Source organism: Micromonospora sp. NPDC049060 (assembly GCF_040649055.1).
In the GTDB taxonomy this organism is placed as follows: Bacteria; Actinomycetota; Actinomycetes; order Mycobacteriales; family Micromonosporaceae; genus Micromonospora; species Micromonospora reichwaldensis.
On the sequence record NZ_JBEZEV010000003.1, the window covers coordinates 72,707 to 91,687 of the forward strand.

Genomic DNA, 18,981 nt, shown 5'->3' on the forward strand with positions numbered 1-18,981 from the left:
CGCAGTGATCAACGCCGATTAGTGAGGGGAGCTCCCGCATGACCGAGCAGATCGAGGCCTTCGAGCCGGTGGCGTCCGACGACTACGACCAGGAACTGACCTGCCTGGAGCCTCCGGTCGAGGTCTGACCGGTCGCGAAGCCTGAGTAGTCATGCGTGTCCGTGTGTCGCGGCTGGTCGTCTTCCTGTGGCGTGACGGTCAACTGGTCTGCGACGACCCGCTGAGGCACCGGCAGTTCGCGTTGACTGTGGAGGCGGAGAGGCTGCTGCGCGACTACGCCGACTGGGCCGAGCCCGAAGGCCGACTCGCGCAGCAGCTCCTCGACGCCCACGTGCTCGTCGCCGAGGGTTCGCCGGAGCACGACCGGGAGGAACGCCTCGGCGCGTGGCGCGACCTGGGACCGGCAGCCACCTACTACCACCTGGCCAGCCGTACGCTCGGCAGCGACGTCTTCCGCTCGGCGGCGCAGGACGCGGCGGTGCTGCGCGCCAAGTCCGGCCAGCCGGATCCGGTCAGGGAGCACGACGGGCCACGCATCGCCCTGCCCCCCGCCGACCCGCCCGCCGTCGACTTCACCACGGTCCTCGCGGCCCGGCGCTCGACCCGATGGTTCGACCCGGACCGCCCGGTGCCGCTGCCCGCGTTCGCCGCCCTGCTGCGCTGGACGGCCGGGGTGCGCCGCGAGGTGGACGTCTCCGGGGTCGGGACGGCGCTGCTCAAGACCGTCCCCTCCGGCGGGGCCCGCCACCCGGTCGAGGTCTACCCGGTGGTCCGCGACGTGGCGGGGCTGGAACCCGGGATCTACCACTACGCGGTGCGCCGCCACGAGCTGGTGCGCCTCGCGCCCGCCCCCGGCGAGGACCGGCTGCGCGAGTGGTGCGGCGGGCAGCCGCACGCCGCCCAGGCCGGCTTCCTGCTGATGTACGCGGCGGTGCTCGACCGGACCGTGTGGAAGTACCCGGCCGCCCGCGCGTACCGTGCGCTCCTGCTCGACGTCGGCCACCTGAGCCAGACCGTGTACCTCACCGCGACGGCGCTCGGGCTGGGTACGTTCTTCACCGCCGCCACCCGCGACGCGCCCGTCGAGGACGCCCTCGGGCTGTCCTGGCCGGACGAGGCCTTCCTCGGCGTCTCCGGCGTCGGCGTGCCGCACCCCGCCGAGCGGGACCGCCAGGCGGCGATGCTCGCCGGCGGCGACGCGGCGTTCTCCTTCCCGCCGGACGCCTGGCACGGGCGCGGCGAATGACGCCGCGGGTGACCGTCGACCTGGCCCGGCTGGACGCGAACGTCGCGCGGTACAGCCGGCGGGTGGCCGAGGCCGGCGTCGCCCTGCGCGCGCACGTCAAGGGACACCGGAGTCCCGAGATCGCCGCCCGGCAGGTGGCCGCGGGCGCGGTGGGCGTCGCGGTGCACTCGGCGGCCGAGGCCGAGGCCTACGTGGCGGTGGGCGTGACGGACGTGACGGTGGCGTGGCCCTGGCGTGACCCGTGGCGGTGGACCAGGTTCGCCCAGCTCGCGCGGCACTGCGCGGTGACCGTGCACGTGGACCACCCCGACGCGGTGGCCGGGCTCGGCGCGGCGGCCGAGGCCCACGGCGTCGAACTCGGCGTACGCATCGAGGTCGACACCGGTCTGCACCGCGTCGGCGTCGAGCCCGACGCCGCCGTGGGGCTGGCCGCCACGGTCGCGCGGACCGGCGGGCTGCGGATGGCGGGCGTCACCGGCTACGTGGGGATCACCGACCCCGCCGCCGCGCGCGACCGGGTCGAGCTGGGCCGCCGGCAGGCGCGCCTGCTGGTGTCGGTCGCCGAGCGGATCCGCGCGGCCGGGTCGCCCTGCCCGACCGTCAGCGTCGGGGGCACCCCGACCCTCGCCGGCGTGCTGGACGTCGCCGGCGTGACCGAGGTCTGCGCCGGGGCGTACGCGCTGCTCGACGGCGGGTTCGCCCGGCTGGGCGAGTGCGACCCCGGGGCGGTCGCGATAGCCGTCACCACGACCGTCACCGGCACCGACGAACAGGTGCTGCGCACCGACGCCGACGAGCTGCTGGCGGGCGCCGACCAGACCTGGATGAGCGGTGTCGTGCTGACCGCGCCCGACGGCGGGCCGGTCGACGCGGGGTCGGTGTCAGTGGGCGACGTGCTGCGGGTGCTGCCCGGGCACGTGTGTCCCGTGGTGGCCCGCCGGCCGCTGCTGCACGTGCTCGACGCCGGCGAGCCGGTGGCGCGGTGGCAGGCGATCGTCCGCCCGGACCGGGCATGACCGACACCGTCGCGTCCGTGGACCGCCCGGCGGACCCGCTGCGCGAGCGCCGGTTCGTCCTGTTCGCCACGGCCAGGACGATCTCCGTCTTCGGCAACGCGATGGGCCCGCTCGCGCTGACCTTCGCCGTGCTCGACCTTCCCGGCGGATCGCCCACGGCGCTGTCGCTCGTGCTCGCCGCGATCTCGGTACCCCGGATCGCGCTGATGCTGCTCGGCGGCGTCATCGGCGACCGGCTGCCGCGTCACCGCGTACTCGTGGCGGCGGAACTGATGTGCGGTACGGCGTACGGCGCGATGACCGTCCTCGTGCTGAGCGGGCGGGCCGGCGTCGCCACCCTCGCCGTCTGCGCGGCCGTCGCCGGCACCGCCTCCGCGCTGCTGCTGCCCTCGCTCAACGGGCTGACCGCCGAACTCGTCGCGCCGCAGGCGCGCCAGCGTGGCAACGCCCTGCTGCGGCTCGGCACGAACACCGCCACGGTGGCGGGCTTCACGGCGGGCGGCGCGCTGATCACCTGGCTCGGGCCGGGCTGGGCGCTGGCCCTCGACGCCGCGACGTTCGCCGTCGCCGCCTTACTCCTCGCGCGGCTGCGCCTGGCCGCGACGACCCGGCCGGCCAGGCGGAACCTGCCGGCCGAACTGCGCGACGGCTGGCGCGAGTTCGTCCGGCGACGATGGCTGTGGCAGATCGTGCTCGCCGCAGCGGTGATCAACGCCGCCGTCGGGGTCACCTTCGGGCTCGCGGGTCCGCTGCTCGCCAGGGCGCACCTGGGCGGGGCGGGCGCCTGGTCCGGCGTCCTGGCCGGGTACGCGGTCGGCATGTTCGCCGGCGTGCTGGTGGCGATGCGGATCAGGACGACCCGCCCCCTGCGTACGGCCGTCCTCGCCGTGTCGCTGCTGGGTCTGCCGGCGCTGCTGCTCGGAGCCGGTGCCGCCCTGCCGTTCGTGATCCTCGCCGCCGTGCTGGCCGGGGTCGCCTTCGACGTCTTCGGCGTGCTGTGGGAGACGACCGTCCAGTCCGAGGTGCCGACGGAGGCGATGTCCCGCGTGAGCGCGTACGAGTGGCTGGGGGCGGTGGGGCTCGGCCCGCCCGTCATGATCGCCGCCGGTCTCGTCGTACCCGCGATCGGCGTGCGGACGGCCCTGCTCGCCCTGGCCACGGTGATCTTCGTGGCCGCGCTCGTCCCGTTGGCCAGTTCCACCGTCCGGCACTACGAAAGGCAACCCGATGGCCGAGTACGTTGACGCCTTCGTCACGGCGTATGACCGCTTCTGGGCGCCGTACCCCGAGCGGATGGGCGAGGCGTGGCTGCGGCTGCACGCGCACGTCGCACCCGGGTCGGAGCTGAGCCTGCTGGACGTCGGCTGCGGCACCGGCATCGTGGCCGCCCGGTTCGCCGCCGCCGGCTACCGGGTCGTCGGGGTCGACGTCTCCGCGGCGATGATCGCCCGCGCCCGGGAACGGCTGGCCGGCACCGACGCGGTGCTCATCGCCGCGGACGCCGCCGACTTCGAGGTGCCGCGCCCCTGCGCGTTCGCGGTCTCCACGTACGACGTCCTCAACCACGTCGGCGACATCGACCGGGTCCGGGCCTACCTGCGCTGCGTGCACCGGGCGGTCGCGCCGGGCGGCTGGTTCGGCTTCGACATGTCCACGACGAAGGGACTCCTCGCCGACGTCCCCCCGGTCGCCCGGCAGGACGGCACCGTCTCGGTCGAGGTGTCCCGGGGCCCGCTCGACGGCGACCGCCGCCCGCTGCACGTCACCGGGGAGCTACGCACCGACGACGGCCGCACGGCCCCCTTCACCACGACGATCACCAACACCGCCCACCCCGTGGCCGACGTGCTCTCCGCCCTGGCCGACGCGGGCTGGACGACGAGCCACGTCGCCGCCATCGACGACCTGCTCACCCCGGTACCCGACCCGGAGGCGCTGCCCCGGGTCGCCGTGCTCGCCCGACGCGACTGACGACCCGCGCCGCAGCCGTCCCTCGGGCCGCTACCCGCCCGGGTGCACCGGGAGGCTGGTGACCACCACCCCCGGCAGCCGGCGCAGCGCCGTACGCAGCCGGTGCTCGGTGCGGCTGTGCAGCAGCCGGTGCCAGCGGCTGCGCACCACCACCTCCGGCACGACGACGGTCAGCACCAGGTCGGCCCGGGAGGCGTGCAGCGCCTCCAGGTAGTGCGCGAGCGGCCCGACCACCGCCCGGTACGGGGACACGATCGTCTCCAGCCGCAGGTGGTCGCCCCACAACCGCCACCGCTCCCGGAACCGGTCCGCCTCCGGTTCCTCCGGGGCGATGTGCACGGCCAGCGTCGGCTGCCCGAGCGAGGCCGCGTACGCCAGGGCCCGCAGCGAGGCCCGGTTCAGCCGGGCGACCGGCACCACCACGAGGTGGCGTACCTGCTCGGGCAGTTCCTCGTCCTCCGGCGCGGCGGGCCCGGCGGCGGGCGGCGGAGCCGGCACCACCGGCGGCCCGGGCGCCGGGCCGCCCGGCGGCGGGTGCAGCGCCAGGGACCGGTGCAGCCTCCGGTAGTGCCGGTGGATTGCCCGGAACAGCAGGACCAGCAGCGGCACGGCGACGACCACCACCCAGGCGCCCTCGGTGAACTTGGTGACCGCGGCGGTCACCAGCACCAGGCCGGAGAAGGTGCCGCCCACCGCGTTGATCGTCGCCCGGCGGCGCCAGCCGGGGCCGCGCCGGCGTCGCCAGTGCCGCACCATCCCGGCCTGGGACAGGGTGAACGCGAGGAACACCCCGACCGCGTAGAGCGGGATCAGCGCCTCGGTGTGCCCGCGGAAGGCCACCAGGATCACCGCCGCCGCGACGGTGAGCGCCACCAGCCCGTTGCTGAAGGCCAGCCGGTCGCCCATGTGCAGGAACCGGCGCGGCGCGTGCCCGTCCCGGGCCATGAAGAAGAGCAGGCGGGGGAAGTCGTTGAAGGCGGTGTTCGCGGCCAGCAGCAGGATCAGCGCGGTGGCGGCCTGGATCAGGGCGTACCAGGGACCGCTGGGAAAGGTGACCCGGGCCAGTTGGGAGAGGATCGACTGCTCGGCGGTGGGCACCAGCCCGGACAGGTGGATCAACCCGACGAGGCCGCCGAAGAACAGCACCAGCATCGCGACCATCCAGGTGAGCGTGGTGCGCGAGTTGCGCCACTCGGGAGGCCGGAACGCCGGAACCGCGTTGGAGACCGCCTCGATGCCGGTCATCGAGACCGCGCCGGAGGAGAACGCGCGGAGCACCAGCAGCAGCCCCAGCCCCTCCACGGCCGGCACCGGCGGCGGGGCGACCGGGACGAAACCCCGCCCGGCCGCGCGGAACCAGCCGACCGCGAGCAGCGCCAGCAGTGCGACCACGAAGGCGTACGTGGGCAGCACGAAGAGGTTGCCGGCGGCCCGTACGCCGCGCAGGTTGCCCGCCAGCAGCAGACCGATCACGGCGAGCCCGAGGGGCACCGTCCAGGCGGCCAGTCCCGGCATCGCCGAGGTGATCGCCCTGACGCCGGCGGAGACGGACACCGCCACGGTGAGCACGTAGTCCGTCATCAGTCCCGCCGCCGCGGCCAGCCCCGCCCCCGCGCCCAGGTTGTCGCCCGCCACGATGTACGACCCGGCCCCGTGCGGGTAGGCGGCGACGGTCTGCCGGTAGGAGACGCCGACCGCGATCATGAGCAGCGCCAGCCCGGCGGCCAGCGGCAGGGACAGCCCGAGCGCCCCGCTGCCGGCGAGCAGCAGCACGGCGAGCATCGCCTCCGGCCCGTACGCCACCGAGCTGAGCAGGTCGGAGGAGAGCACCGGCAGGGCCACCAGCTTGCGCATCCGCTCGTAGACGACGGCGGCGCTGCTCAGCGGCGGCCCGAACAGCCCCCGCCGCAGCCGCGTGGTCGCCCGGCCGAGCCGGCTGCCGGGCAGGTTGGCCGGCGCGGTGGCGACCAACTCGTCCGGCTCCCCGATCCGGAACATCGCGATCGGGGCGAGCCGGCCGAACCGCGTCGGGGCCGGCCGGTCGGGGTGCCGGCGCAGCGTCGGGTCCACCGGCAGCATGTCCGCGCCGGGCCCTCGGCCCCGCCGGGCAACCCGCCACCGGTCACCGATCCGGCGTAGGGCCCGCAGCTCGTCCGGGTCGAGCGGCGGGAACTCGGCCGACGGCGTGACGGTGGTGCCGCCCTCGTCGCCGTCCCGCTCCGCCATCCGCCTTCCCGCCGCCGCGTGCCCTCCCTCGCACTCTCACGGACGCCGCCGGATCCGGCAGGCGGAACGGCCGTTCCCGCGCCGAAGGAGTGGCCGCCGTCCGGCGGGCCGGCATGCGGCATGCGGCAGGCGGCAGGCGGCAGGCGGCAGGCGGCAGGTCGGTCGGACGCGTCCGACGGGCAGCGGGCAGCGTCCGGCGGGGCCTGTCGGGTGGCGGGTCAGTCGGGCGGTGGGCCGGCGTCGGCGGGGACGGCGGTGGCGACCGGGCGGACGCGGCGGGCCGAGCGGGCGCCGCCGAGCACCACCACGGCGACGCCGGCCAGCAGCAGCCCCAGCCCCGCCAGGGCGGTCACCCCGGGCAGCTGCCCCAGCCAGGCCCAGCCGATCAGGGCCGCGCCCGGGGCCTCCAGCAGGGCCAGCACGCTGACCGTGGTCGCCGAGACCTTCTTCAGGGCGTAGTTGAACATCGAGTGCCCGAGCAGCTGGGCCCCGGCCACCAGGGCCAGCACGACGAGCCAGGTGCCGGTGTCGAAGCCGGTCAGCGGCACCCGGCCGACCAGGCAGACCACCAGCAGGACCAGGGCGCAGACCCCGTAGCAGACGGTGGTGTAGGTGGTCGTGCTGATCGTCGTACGGGCCCGCTCGCCGAGCGCGGTGTAGACCGCCGCGAACAGGCCGCCGGCCACCGCGAGCAGGTCGCCGGCCACGGCCCGACCGGAGACGGCGAAGTCCGCCCCGGTCGCCACGACCGCGCCCGCGACCGCCACCCCGATGCCGACCCAGACGGCGCCCGGCAGCCGGCGCCCCTGGGCGCGGGCGATCAGCCCCTGCCAGACCGGCTGGGTGGCGCAGAGCGCGGTGGCCGCCGCGACCGAGGTGAGCTTGGTGCTGGGCATCCAGGTGGCGAAGTGCGCGGCGAGCGCGACCCCCGACAGCACGCAGTAGACGCCCTCACGCCGACCGGCGCCGATGGTCAGCGACCGGAACTCGGCGCGTCGCCGGGTCGCCGAGAACGGGCCGAGCACGGCGACCGAGAGCAGGTTGCGCCAGAACGCGACGGCCAGCGCCGGCGCCGCCGCGACGGCCACCAGCGGCGCGGACGACGAGACGGCGACCACGGCCAGGACGAGCGCCCCGGTGGTCGCCGGGTGGAACGACGGGCGGTGCGCTGCGGGGGACACGGGGAGCAATCCTCACACGCCACAGGCCAACACGGAACGTCAGCACTCCGTTACGATCATGCCTGTCCGCGCCGGCGATTCCCCTACCGCCCGGAGGCGCTCCCCCATGCCCATCTACCAGGCGGTCCTGTTCGACTTCTTCGGCACGCTGACCCGTTCCGTGCAGCGGGGCGAGGCCCACCGGTCGACGGCCGAGCTGCTGGGCTGCGCCCCGCGCACGCTCGTCGACGTGCTCGACCGCACCTACTACGAGCGGGCCTGCGGGCGGCTCGGCAACGCCGAGGCGACCCTGCGCTGGGTCTGCGAGCAGGCCGGGGTGCACCCCTCCGACGACGCCGTCCGCTCGGCGGTCGCCTCCCGCCACCGGGCCATCCGCGCCGACACCCGGCTGCGCGACGAGGCGGTGCCCACGCTCGCCGCGCTGCGGGGGCTCGGCCTGCGTACGGGAGTGATCAGCGACTGCACGCACGAGCTGCCGGCGTTCCTGCCGCAACTGCCGATCGCCCCGCTGCTCGACGTGCGGGTCTTCTCCGTGCAGGTGGGGCGCTGCAAGCCGGACCCGGCGCTCTACCAGGCGGCGTGCCGGCGGCTCGACCTGGCGCCGGCGGACTGCCTCTACGTCGGCGACGGCGGCAGCCAGGAGCTGACCGGGGCGGAGCGGGCCGGGATGACAGCCGTACGGCTGGCCGCGCCGGACCTGGCCGGTCACATGGTGTTCAACGCCGACGAGACCTGGACCGGGCCAATGCTGCGCTCGCTCGACGAGGTGGTCGGCCTCGTCGACGGGGTGCCGGGGCGGGCGGGCGTGCCCGTGCCGGCGGGTTGCGTCCCCGCGTGAAGCCCGGGACCCGGGCCGGGCGTCTCAGCGGCGGCGGACCCGGTGCAGGCGGAACGGCTTGCGGGTCGCCCGGACCGCCGGCGTCTCGCGGGGCACCTCGGCCAGCGAGTCCGCGGGCAGCCCGGCGCCGGCGAGCGGCTCGCCGGCCGGCTCCAGCCGGTTCACCGCGCAGCCGTCGGCCGCCCAGCGCTGCACCAGTTCGGCCGTGGGCCCGGGCGCGTTGAGCCGCTTCGCGGCCACCAGCGGCGCGGTCGTCTCCCAGTGCTCGGTGCCGGGCGCCAGGCGGCTCACCCGCGCCGGCCAGGTGACGATCCGCCCGCCGTGGTCACCGCGCAGGGTGACCTGTGCCTCGGTCGCGTCGGCCAGCCCTGGGGCGGACTGCTCCCCGGGGCCGCTGACCACGAAGAGCGCCCCCTCCAGGGGCAGGCACCACAGCGCGAGCGCCGGCCCGCCGGGCACGCTCACCCAGGCCACGGCGGCCTTCTTCATCGCCTCGTCGACCAGCGGCGTGCTGGTCCGCTCCGCGTCGGTCACCCTCGCATCCTCCCGCATCCACCCCCGTCCCGTCAGCGCCGCCCGGGGTCCGGCCGCGCGCCGCCGTCGACGCGGTCGGCACGCACGGCACGGGCACGACGCCGGGCGATCCGGTCCGGCGGCACGGATCGCGCAGGTCAGCCGACGAACGGCGGGACCGTGATCTCGCCCCGGGCCACCGGTACGACGTGCCCGGCCACGGTGGCGCCCACCGCCTGACCGTCCTCGGCGGTCACCGTGCAGGCCAGCACGGACGGGCGGTTGATCTCGATGCCCTGGTGGACGGTGTACTCAGCGCGCCCGTCGGCGGGCAGCAGGCCGCTGGCGACCAGCCACACCCCCAGGCCCAGGGCCGCCGAGCCGGTGGCCGGGTCCTCCGGCACACCCAACCCGGGGACGAAGACCCGGGCGTGCGCGGTTTGAGCGGCGGCGTCCCAGGAGAAGACGCTGACGTGCTCCACTCCGTACCGCTGTGCCGCCGCCGCGTTGACCCGTGCGCGGGCCACCGCGTCCGGGCGGACCGGGAGGTAGGGGAACTCCAGCCCGCAGCCGGCCACCCGGGGCGCCGGGCCGACGTGGTCGTCCGCGTCCAGGCCGGCCATCTCCAGCAGCGGCTCCGGGTCCAGCTCGGGGCCGAGGGTGGGTACGCCGCCCGTGAGCGTGGCCCCGGTCGCGGTCACCTCGATCGGCAGCACGCCCGCCCCACATTCCTGGGTGACCTGCCCCACACCGAACATCCCACGGCGGCTCGCGGTCACCGCCGCGCCGACGCTGGGGTGACCGGCGAAGGGCAGCTCCTCGGCCGGGGTGAAGATGCGGGCCCGGTAGGTGGCGCCGACCTGGGTGGGCGGGAGCACGAACACCGTCTCGGAGAGGTTGAACTCCAGCGCGAGCGCCTGCATCTGCTCCGTGGCCAGCCCTTCGGCGCCGAACACCACCGCCAGCGGGTTGCCGGCGAACGGGCGGTCGGTGAAGACGTCCACGATCTCGTAGGCCAAGGTCGACATGTTGATAAACACTAGGCGCTTAGGCTGGTGCCCGTGAGCACGCCGACCCGGGTCTACCTCGCCCGGCTCGCCGGGGTGGCCGTCTTCGATCCCAACGGCGACCAGGTGGGCCGGGTCCGCGACGCGGTGGGCAGGCTGCGGCCGACGCAACGCCCGCCCGAGGTGGTCGGTCTGGTCGCCGAGATGCCGATGCGGCGGCGCATCTTCCTCTCGCTGAACCGGATCACCTCCATCGACGCCGACGCGGTCGTGCTCGGCAGTGGCACGCTCAACCTGCGCCGCTTCGAGAAGCGCCCGAACGAGCTGCTCGTGCTCCAGGAGCTGCTGGACCGCCGGGTACAGGTCGAGCCCGGCGGGCAGTCGGGCTCCGTGGTCGACGTGGCGATGGAGTGCAGCCGGGGCGGCGAGTGGTCGCTGGCCCGGGTCGCCGTACGCGAGCAGACCGGCCGGTTGACCCGCCGGGGCCACCTGCACCAGGTCGAGTGGGAGCGGGTACGCGGGCTCAGCGGCATCGCCGACAGCCGGGGCACGGCCAACCTGCTCTCGGTGCTGGAGGACATGCGCCCCGCCGACCTCGCCAACGCCCTCCAGGATCTCCCCGACACCCGGCGCAACGAGGTCGCCGCCGCGCTCGACGACGAGCGCCTGGCCGACGTGCTGAGCGAGCTGCCGGAGCGCGACCAGGTGGAGATCCTGGCCGCGCTGGACCGCGAGCGGGCCGCCGACGTGCTGGAGGAGATGGACCCGGACGACGCCGCCGACCTGCTCAGTGAGCTGCCGCCGCCCGAGCAGGACGTCCTGCTCGACCTGATGCAGCCGGGCGAGGCCGACCCGGTGCGTCAGCTGCTCAAGTACACGCCGGGAACGGCGGGCAGCGTGATGACCTCCGAGCCGGTCATCCTGCCGCCGGACGCCACCGTCGCCGAGGCCCTGGCCCGGATCCGGGAACCGCAGCTCTCCCCCGCGATCGCCGCGCAGGTCTTCGTGTCCCGGGCGCCGATGACCACGCCGACCGGCCGTTACCTCGGCATGGTGCACTTCCAGCGGCTGCTCCGCGAGCCGCCGGCCGACCTGCTCGGCGGCATCGTGGTCAACGACATCGACCCGCTGCGGCCGACCACCCCGCTGCCGGAGATCACCCGCCGGATGGCCACGTACGACCTGGTCGCCATGCCCGTCATCGACCGCAACAACCGGCTGGTCGGCGCGGTCACGGTCGACGACGTGCTGGACCACCTCCTGCCCCGGGACTGGCGGGACCGGGACGCCGCCGAGCGCCCGTCCACCACCGGGCCGACGCTGGACGGCGCGGATGGCTGAGCAGCGACGGGCGCAGCGGCTCGACCAGCCGCGCGAGCCCCGGGGCGTCAAGCTGCCCCGGTTCGACCCGGAGGCCTTCGGCCGGTGGTCCGAGGGGATCGCCCGGGGGATGGGCACCGCGAACTTCATCGTCTACATGACGATCGTGATCGCGCTGTGGTTCGGCTGGAACACCCTGGCCCCGGCGCACCTGCGCTTCGACCCGTACACCTTCACGTTCCTGACCCTGGTGCTGTCCCTCCAGGCCAGCTACGCGGCCCCGCTGATCCTGCTGGCGCAGAACCGGCAGGCCGACCGGGACCGGGTCTCCCTGGAGGAGGACCGCCGCCGGGCGACCATGCAGAAGGCCGACACGGAGTACCTGGCGCGGGAGATCGCCGCGCTGCGCAACGCGATGGGCGAGGTCGCGACCCGGGACTTCCTCCGTTCGGAGCTGGCCCGGCTGGCCGAGGAGCTGGACGAGGCGGGCCGGCGCCGGCAGCGGCTGGAGCGCCGGCAGCAGGACAGGGTCCCGCAGCACGGCGACGGGCTGGAGGAGCCCCGCGACGACCTGGACGGCGATCAGGCCCACGACGGCCGCCCGGAGGGCCGGGAGGCCGACGCCTGAGCGGCCCGGACGCCGCCTGCCCCGGGGGCCCGGCGCAGCGGGACCGACTCGATCGTCCCGCTACGTCCGGTATGCCGCCCAGCGCAGCCGTCGCCATCGATTCGCTCACACCGCCCCCCGCTGACGGCGGTGGGGCAGGGCCGCCGACGTAGCATTGCGGGCATGTCAGCACCCGTCAGCACCGTCTCCGACGCGATCCAGGCCGCGCTGGCCACCGTCAACGACCCGGAGATCCGCCGGCCCATCACCGAGCTGGGCATGGTCCGCTCCGCCGAGGTCGGCGACGACGGCGTCGTACGGGTCGAGCTGCTGCTCACCGTCGCCGGCTGCCCGCTGAAGGACAAGCTGCGCTCGGACATCACGGCCGCCGTCGGCGCGGTGCCCGGGGTGACCGGCGTGGCGATCGAGTTCGGCGTGATGAGCCCCGAGCAGCGCCAGGAGCTCCAGGCGAAGCTGCGCGGCGGCGGCGCCTCCCAGGAGCCGGTCATCCCGTTCGCCCAGCCGGGCTCCCGCACCCGCGTGTACGCGGTCGCCAGCGGCAAGGGCGGCGTCGGCAAGTCCAGCGTGACGGTCAACCTGGCCGCCGCGCTGGCCGCCCGCGGGCTCTCCGTCGGCGTGGTCGACGCCGACATCTACGGCCACTCGGTGCCCCGGATGCTCGGCGCGGACGGCCGCCCGACCCGCGTCGAGGACATGATCATGCCGCCGCAGTCGCACGGCGTGAAGGTCATCTCGATCGGCATGTTCACCGCCGGCAACGCCGCCGTGGTGTGGCGCGGCCCGATGCTGCACCGGGCGTTGCAGCAGTTCCTCGCCGACGTCTACTGGGGCGAGCTGGACGTGCTCCTGCTCGACCTGCCCCCGGGCACCGGCGACGTGGCGATCTCCCTGGCCCAACTGCTGCCCAACTCCGAGATCCTGATCGTCACGACCCCGCAGACCGCCGCCGCCGAGGTGGCGGAGCGGGCCGGCGCGATCGCGTTGCAGACCCACCAGCGCGTGGTCGGCGTCATCGAGAACATGTCCTGGCTGGAGCTGCCGGACGGCTCCCGGATGGAGGTCTTCGGCGCGGGCGGCGGCCAGGCGGTCGCCGAGTCGCTGACGAAGACCATCGGCGCGCAGGTGCCGCTGCTCGGGCAGGTCCCGCTCGACACCCGCGTGCGCGAGGCCGGCGACGTGGGCACCCCGATCGTGCTGGCCGAGCCGGAGTCGCCGGCCGCGAAGGCGCTGGGCCAGGTCGCCGACCGGCTCGCCCTGCGCCGGGAGTCGCTGCTCGGCAAGCCGCTGGGCCTCAAGCCCGCCGGCCGCTGACCGTACGCCGGCCACGGCCGGCGCTGTCGCCACCCGCACGGGGGCGGCGTTCCCCCGGGAGCGCCGCCCCCGTCGCCGTCCGTGGCGACGCCGAGGCGGGCCGGGGCCGGATCGGCGCGACCTCGCCGTTCACGGAGTCAGGTCGCGTCGGCGCCGCTGGCCCGGGATCAGGTCGCGTCGCGTCGTAGCTGACCCGGGATCAGGTCGCGTCGTCGTAGCTGGCCCGGGGGGCGGGGGCCGGGGCGGCGCCGGTGGCGGTCGCCGGGCGGCTGCCGTTCGCGCGCACGTCGGCGGCGGATGCCACGTCCTTCAGCTCGTTGTGCACGCCGGTGACGTCCGCCCGCAGGTTGTCGTAGACGCCCTGGAGGGGCTTCCGGATCGCCTGCTCGTCCTCCTCGCTGAGCAGGTGCTTGCGGATGAACGCCTTCGGGTGCAGGTCCTCCAGCTGGATGTCGGTGCCCAGCTCGCGGCTGAGGTCGGTGGTGGCGTTGCTGGCCATCGCGCGCAGGTTGCGCACCATGCGCAGGCCGTCGCTGATCACCGCGGGCAGCCGGTCACCGAAGATCAGCAGCGCCAGGAGCAGCAGCGCACCGATCTCCCACCAGTTCAGGTTCTCGAACACTGCGCGGGCCTCCTTCGGCGTCAGCAGCAAGACTACGCACGTGGGGCACCGGCCGGGGAGGGGGTGACGGTCCCTACTTGGCGTCCGCGGCCAGGGTCACGGAGGCGTTCTGCCGGTTGGCGCCCCGGCGGTACTCCACGGTCACCACCGCGCCGGGCGCGAACTTCCGGACCAGGGCGATCAGGTCGGTCGGTTCGGTCATCGGACGGCCGTCGAGCTTCAGGATCACGTCACCGGCCCGCAGCCCCGCGCCCGCCGCCGGGCCGGACGGCTCCACGGCCGCCAGGCGTACGCCGGCTCCTCCGGTGCCCGCGCCGGACCCGCCGACCTGGGCGCCGATCACCGTGCGCCGGGCCTTGCCGGTGCCGATGATGTCCTGCGTGATCCGCTTCGCCTGGTTGATCGGGATGGCGAAGGCAAGGCCGATGTTGCCCGCCTCCTGCCCCTCGGAGACCAGCGACTTGATCGTCGAGTTGACCCCGATCACCCGGCCCGCGCCGTCGACAAGCGGGCCGCCCGAGTTGCCGTGGTTGACCGCCGCGTCGGTCTGGATCGCCGCGTAGTAGCGCGTCGGGCCGCCAGGCTCGCCGGCCCGCATCGTCCGGTCCAGGGCGCTGACGATGCCGGCCGTGACCGTGTTGGCCAGCGAGAGCGGCGAGCCCATGGCCAGCACCGGGTCGCCCACGGCCAGCGCGTCGGAGTCGCCGAACTCGACCGGCCGCAGGCCCGTCCGGGAGACCTTGATCACCGCGATGTCGGACTCCGGGTCCTGCCCGACGACGGTCGCCGGGGCCGAACTGCCGTCGTTGAAGACCACCGACGCCTTGCCGGTCGCCCCCGCCACCACGTGGTCGTTGGTGATGACGTGCCCGTCGGCGCTGGCGATGAAGCCGGAGCCCTCGCTCGTGCCGCCGAGGCCCGCCACCCGGACCGTCACCACGCTGGGCAGCACCCGCTCGGCGACCCCGGCCAGCGACTCGGGCCTGCGCTGGGCCAGGCCGGGCGCCTGCGGGTCCGCGCCGAGCACCGTGCCGCCCATGGCGCCCCCGCGCACCGCGAAGGCGTACCCGAGCGCGCCGCCCAGGCTGCCCGCGAGCAGCGCGGTGATCAACGGGATGAGGAGGAGCTGCCGCAGCGTCGGCCGGCCCGGGGCATCCGGGTCGCTGACCGGCTCCGGCTCGGTGCCGGGGCTCGGCGCGGCCGGCAGCACCACGGCGGTCGGCGCGGCCGGGTCGCGCCACGGGTCGGCCAGCGCGTCGGACCACCAGGGCGAAGTCGTGCCGCCCCCGGCGCCCTGAGGCGTCGGCGGCGACCCCACCGGCGGATGTCCGGACACCGGCGGTCGCGCCGGCGCCGGAGTTCCCCCGGGCTGGCGCCAGTCCCAGCCGTCGGTCACGTCGGTGCCCTCCCAGTCCATCCCCGGATCCCGCGCTCCACGGACCCGGCGACAGCGTCGCCCGGTCGCGCTGGCCGGAACACCGCTTCCAGGATTACACGGATGCCGCGGATGGAGTCACCGGTTGCCGACCGTGATCGTCGGGTGGCGGACGCGCGGCTGCGCCCGTTCGACGTCGCCTCTAGGCTCACAGTGCCCACCCGCCCCCGCACCACGCATGCCGCCCGGAGGTGTCCCATCGCCACGGTCGCCGGTTCCGGCAATTCGACGGCCCAGACCCTGCACTTCGCCGAGTCGTACGTGACCGAGGATCTCGTCCTGCGCACCGCCCGCAGCCTGGCCCACGAGGTCGGCCTGGAGGCGGTGACCCCCGGCGCCGGCGCGGCGCTGCGCCTGCTCGCCGCCGCCGGCAGCGCCCGGGCGGTGGTGGAGATCGGCACCGGCACGGGAGTCAGCGGGGTCTGGCTGCTGCGCGGGATGCGCGCCGACGGCGTACTCACCACCATCGACGTCGAGGTCGAGCACCAGCGGATCGCCCGGCGGATCTTCACCGAGGCCGGCTTCGCCGCCGGTCGCACCCGGATCATCACCGGCCGGGCGCTGGACGTGCTCCCCCGGCTCGCCGACGGCGCGTACGACCTCGTCTTCGTGGACGCCGAGTCGACCGGGTTCGCCGCCTGCGTGGACGCCGCGCTGCGGCTGCTGCGGCCGGGCGGCGTGGTCGCGCTCAACGGCACGCTGGCCGGCGGCCGGATCGGCGACCCCGCCGCCCGGGACGTCGAGACGGTGACCGTCCGCGAGGCGATCAAGGCGATCCGGGAGTCCGAGCACTGGATCCCGGCGCTGCTGCCGGTCGGCCACGGGCTGCTCGCCGCCGTCAAGTGCTGACCCGCCGCTGACCGGGGGCCCGCCGGGGGCGGGCGCCGCCGGACGGTCAACCCAGCGAGCCCAGCCAGCGCAGCAGCGAGCGTACGCCCCAGCCGGTCGCGCCCCGGGTCAGCTCGGCGTCGTCGCCGTCGGCCCACGACGGCGCGGACATGTCCACGTGCAGCCACCGGTCGCGCAGCCCGCCGGTGAACTCCCGCAGGTAGAGCGCGGCCATCACGGACCCGGCGCCCCGGTCCGGCGAGCTGTGCAGGTCGGCCAGGTCGCTGCCGAGGTGCTCGGCGTAGTCGGCGGGCAGCGGCATCCGCCAGGCGGCCTCGCCGGCGGCGGCGATCGCGGCCAGCACGTCCGTGGCGAGCGCGTCGTTGTCGCTGTAGAGGGCGCCGGTGCGCTTGCCCAGCGCTACCGCGTTCGCCCCGGTGAGCGTGGCGAGGTCGACCAGCAGGTCGGGCTGGAGTTCGGCGACGGCGTACGCGAGCGCGTCGGCCAGGACGAGCCGCCCCTCGGCGTCGGAGTTGGTGGTCTCGCTGGTCGTGCCGCCGTAGTGGCGGATGATGTCGCCGGGGCGGAACGCCGAGCCGCTGAGCATGTTCTCCGCCAGCGGTGCCAGCGTGGTGACCCGGACCGGCAGGCGCAGGGCCGCCGCGCCGAGGGTCGCCGCGACCACCGCCGCCGCCCCCGCCATGTCCTTGCGCATCAGCTTCATCGACGCCACCGGCTTGATCGAGATGCCGCCGGTGTCGAACGTGATCCCCTTGCCGACCAGCACCACGTGGGTACGCGCGTCGGCCGGCCGCCAGTCCAGCTCGACCAGGCGCGGGCCGCTGGCCGAGCCGCCCCCGACGGCCAGGATCCCGCCGAAGCCCTCGGCCGCCAGCTCCTCCGGCTCGCGTACCCGCAGGTGCAGGTCCGGCACGTCGGCGGCGAGGGCGGCGACCTGGTCGGCGAACCACTGCGGGTTCTTCACCGACGAGGGGGTGTTGGTGAGGTCGCGGGCGAACCGGGTCATCCGGGCCGTCGTCCGGGCCACCTCCAGGGCCGCGCCGTGCGCGTCCGGGTCGGCCACCACGACGTCGACCTCCGCCAGGGCGGGGGCGGTGCCGGCGTCGGTCAGCCGGAACCGGTACGAGGCCAGCAGCAGGCCCTCGACCAGTCCGCGTACGGCCGCCTCGGTGGCGTCGGCCGGCATGGCCAACGTGACGTGGATCTCATCCTTCGCGGCCCGGGCCAGAGCCGCGCCGGCCGTCCGCCAGCCCGCCTCGTCGCCCTCGCCGACGCCGAGCAGCAGCAGCCGGCCGGGGTCCCGCCCGGGTCGCAACTGCGCATGGACCTCACCGGGGCGCCCGGTCAGTCGTGCCGCCGGCACCAGGGCGACGGCCTCCTCGGCCACGCCGTCGGGCAGCGTCGCCCCGGTCGGGGCCGGTCGGGCCGGTTCGTCGCCGGCCGCACCTGGCCGGACGGGCAGAACGAGGGTGTCGAGCCGGTCCGGCTCGGCGAGCAGACGGATGGCGAGCACGCGGAGCCGTACCTCCAGGAAGCTCGCGGAGCGTGGCTCCGCGGGAGAATGAAGACCCTGAGCCACCGGCGGGGCCGGTGGCTCAGGGGTTGACGAAAGGCCCACGCGGGCGCGCGGACCGTTCCTCGGTCAGCCGGCGGCTGCCTTCAGTGCGTCACCGAGCGCGTTGGCCTCGTCGGGAGTCATCTCGACGACGAGCCGGCCACCGCCCTCCAGCGGGACGCGCATGACGATGCCCCGGCCCTCCTTGGTGACTTCCAGCGGACCGTCGCCCGTCCGCGGCTTCATCGCCGCCATGTTGTCTCCCCTCAGACCTACACCAGGGTCGGTGGGTTGCCCCACAGCCACTTCGTCTTGACCACCGCAACCTACGCGGGGGTGTCGACCAACGATTTTCCCTGATGAACACCGCCGGACCCAAACCGAAGCAGCATTGATGTAACAGCATCTAGCTTATCCTGAGAAGGCCTGTCACAATGTGCGGTCATGCAGGCACGGTCGGCACTCTTCGACCTGTACGGCGACCACCTCCGGGCGAGGGGCGGCCGGGCACCCGTCGCCGCCCTGGTCAGGCTGCTGGCGCCGCTCGGGATCGCCCCGCCCGCCGTGCGTACGGCGGTCTCCCGGATGGTCCGTCAGGGGTGGCTCGACCCGTGTCGGCTGACCTCCGGACCGGGATATTCGATCACCCCGAAAGCCGCCCGCCGGCTGGACGAGGCGGCCGCGCGGATCTACCGGACGGGCCGGATCACCTGGGACGGGCGGTTCGACCTGCTGGTCCTGGAGGCCCCCCTGTCCCGGCGGGACCGGCAGCGGCTCGCCGCCAACCTGACCTTCCTCGGCTACGGCGCCCTCGACGAGTGCACCTGGGTGGCGACCCGGCCCGGCGAGGACGTGGACGTGCTGCTCGACGAGGCGGGCGTGCGCTACGAGCGGTTCACCGCCGCGCACACCGCCGGCACCCCCGGCGCGATGGGCGTGGTGCGCCGGGCCTGGGACCTGACGGAGATCGGCCAGGCGTACGAGCAGTTCGTCGCCGAGCAGCGACCGCTGCTGGCCGGGGTCACCGTGCGCAGCCTCGACGAGGAGGCGTACGCCGCCCGGTTCCGGCTCGTGCACGCGTGGCGTACCTTCCTGTTCCGGGACCCGCAGTTGCCCCCGGCGCTGCTCCCCGAGCGTTGGCCCGGCACCGCCGCGGCCAGTTTCTTCGACCGGCACGCGGCACGGCTGCGGCCGGCCGCCGACCGGTACGTCGAGCAGTGCCTCGACTCCGGCAACCGCATCGCCCGACAGAAGGGTCGTTAG

The 18,981-nt window shown here is 75.2% G+C and carries 18 protein-coding genes; 10 read left to right on the forward strand and 8 right to left on the reverse strand.

The annotated features are described in order from the left end of the window. Positions 1-151: 151 nt before the first annotated feature. From AB0B83_RS02245 to AB0B83_RS02260, 4 genes are read left to right on the forward strand one after another with little or no spacing between them, the layout of a single operon-like run. On the forward strand, positions 152-1,246 hold the full coding sequence (locus AB0B83_RS02245) for a SagB family peptide dehydrogenase (protein WP_357576600.1): 1,095 nt from the start codon (positions 152-154) through the stop codon (positions 1,244-1,246). Positions 1,247-1,254: 8 nt separating this feature from the next. After that, the gene (locus AB0B83_RS02250; protein WP_357576601.1) at positions 1,255-2,262 is read left to right on the forward strand and encodes an alanine racemase; all 1,008 of its coding nucleotides are present in this window, start codon (positions 1,255-1,257) and stop codon (positions 2,260-2,262) included. Beyond that, positions 2,259-3,506, forward strand: a complete 1,248-nt coding sequence (locus tag AB0B83_RS02255; RefSeq protein WP_357576602.1) for an MFS transporter — start codon at positions 2,259-2,261, stop codon at positions 3,504-3,506. Before AB0B83_RS02250 ends, AB0B83_RS02255 begins: the two co-directional genes overlap by 4 nt. Further along, on the forward strand, positions 3,490-4,233 hold the full coding sequence (locus AB0B83_RS02260) for a methyltransferase domain-containing protein (protein WP_357576603.1): 744 nt from the start codon (positions 3,490-3,492) through the stop codon (positions 4,231-4,233). The genes AB0B83_RS02255 and AB0B83_RS02260 overlap by 17 nt, the downstream gene beginning before the upstream one ends. A 30-nt stretch (positions 4,234-4,263) precedes the next feature. Here the strand turns inward: AB0B83_RS02260 and AB0B83_RS02265 are convergent, their stop codons facing one another. Further along, entirely contained in the window at positions 4,264-6,459 is a 2,196-nt protein-coding gene (locus AB0B83_RS02265) for an APC family permease (RefSeq protein WP_357576604.1), read from the reverse strand. Positions 6,460-6,677: 218 nt separating this feature from the next. Further along, positions 6,678-7,640, reverse strand: a complete 963-nt coding sequence (locus AB0B83_RS02270; RefSeq protein ID WP_357576605.1) for a DMT family transporter — start codon at positions 7,638-7,640, stop codon at positions 6,678-6,680. 106 nt (positions 7,641-7,746) lie between these two features. On the opposite strand from AB0B83_RS02270, the gene AB0B83_RS02275 reads away from it, so the two are divergent. Beyond that, positions 7,747-8,478 (forward strand): HAD family hydrolase, encoded by a 732-nt coding sequence (locus AB0B83_RS02275; RefSeq protein WP_357576606.1) that lies wholly within the window; start codon positions 7,747-7,749, stop codon positions 8,476-8,478. A 24-nt stretch (positions 8,479-8,502) separates the two neighbouring features. Here AB0B83_RS02275 and AB0B83_RS02280 read toward each other — a convergent pair whose 3' ends face one another. Next, positions 8,503-9,012 carry a hypothetical protein gene (locus AB0B83_RS02280; RefSeq protein WP_357576607.1) on the reverse strand — a complete coding sequence of 170 codons (510 nt, stop codon included), beginning with the start codon at positions 9,010-9,012 and terminating at the stop codon, positions 8,503-8,505. A gap of 137 nt (positions 9,013-9,149) precedes the next feature. Next, positions 9,150-10,019: a PhzF family phenazine biosynthesis protein gene (locus AB0B83_RS02285; protein WP_357576608.1), complete on the reverse strand. Its 870-nt coding sequence runs from the start codon at positions 10,017-10,019 to the stop codon at positions 9,150-9,152. Positions 10,020-10,052: 33 nt separating this feature from the next. Here AB0B83_RS02285 and AB0B83_RS02290 point away from each other — a divergent pair, with 33 nt between their 5' ends. From AB0B83_RS02290 to AB0B83_RS02300, 3 genes are all read left to right on the forward strand, one after another. Next, positions 10,053-11,339 (forward strand): CBS domain-containing protein, encoded by a 1,287-nt coding sequence (locus AB0B83_RS02290; RefSeq protein ID WP_357576609.1) that lies wholly within the window; start codon positions 10,053-10,055, stop codon positions 11,337-11,339. Further along, on the forward strand, positions 11,332-11,946 hold the full coding sequence (locus AB0B83_RS02295) for a DUF1003 domain-containing protein (RefSeq protein WP_357576610.1): 615 nt from the start codon (positions 11,332-11,334) through the stop codon (positions 11,944-11,946). The genes AB0B83_RS02290 and AB0B83_RS02295 overlap by 8 nt, the downstream gene beginning before the upstream one ends. A 162-nt stretch (positions 11,947-12,108) precedes the next feature. Then, a complete protein-coding gene (locus AB0B83_RS02300) occupies positions 12,109-13,257 on the forward strand; it encodes an Mrp/NBP35 family ATP-binding protein (protein ID WP_357576611.1) in 1,149 nt (382 codons plus the stop codon). A gap of 199 nt (positions 13,258-13,456) precedes the next feature. Here the strand turns inward: AB0B83_RS02300 and AB0B83_RS02305 are convergent, their stop codons facing one another. Next, positions 13,457-13,879, reverse strand: coding sequence for a preprotein translocase subunit TatB (locus AB0B83_RS02305; RefSeq protein ID WP_151454721.1), 423 nt, complete (start codon positions 13,877-13,879; stop codon positions 13,457-13,459). Between the two features lie 73 nt (positions 13,880-13,952). Further along, complete coding sequence (locus AB0B83_RS02310; RefSeq protein WP_357576612.1) at positions 13,953-15,296, reverse strand: trypsin-like peptidase domain-containing protein; 1,344 nt, start codon at positions 15,294-15,296, stop codon at positions 13,953-13,955. Positions 15,297-15,575: 279 nt separating this feature from the next. Here AB0B83_RS02310 and AB0B83_RS02315 point away from each other — a divergent pair, with 279 nt between their 5' ends. Continuing rightward, entirely contained in the window at positions 15,576-16,163 is a 588-nt protein-coding gene (locus AB0B83_RS02315) for an O-methyltransferase (protein WP_357576693.1), read from the forward strand. 46 nt (positions 16,164-16,209) lie between these two features. Here the strand turns inward: AB0B83_RS02315 and AB0B83_RS02320 are convergent, their stop codons facing one another. Both AB0B83_RS02320 and AB0B83_RS02325 read right to left on the reverse strand, forming a co-directional pair. Continuing rightward, a complete protein-coding gene (locus tag AB0B83_RS02320) occupies positions 16,210-17,676 on the reverse strand; it encodes a leucyl aminopeptidase family protein (protein ID WP_357576613.1) in 1,467 nt (488 codons plus the stop codon). 129 nt (positions 17,677-17,805) lie between these two features. Next, positions 17,806-17,973, reverse strand: coding sequence for a DUF3117 domain-containing protein (locus AB0B83_RS02325; protein ID WP_007455245.1), 168 nt, complete (start codon positions 17,971-17,973; stop codon positions 17,806-17,808). A 189-nt stretch (positions 17,974-18,162) separates the two neighbouring features. Here AB0B83_RS02325 and AB0B83_RS02330 point away from each other — a divergent pair, with 189 nt between their 5' ends. Continuing rightward, complete coding sequence (locus AB0B83_RS02330; RefSeq protein ID WP_357576614.1) at positions 18,163-18,981, forward strand: PaaX family transcriptional regulator C-terminal domain-containing protein; 819 nt, start codon at positions 18,163-18,165, stop codon at positions 18,979-18,981.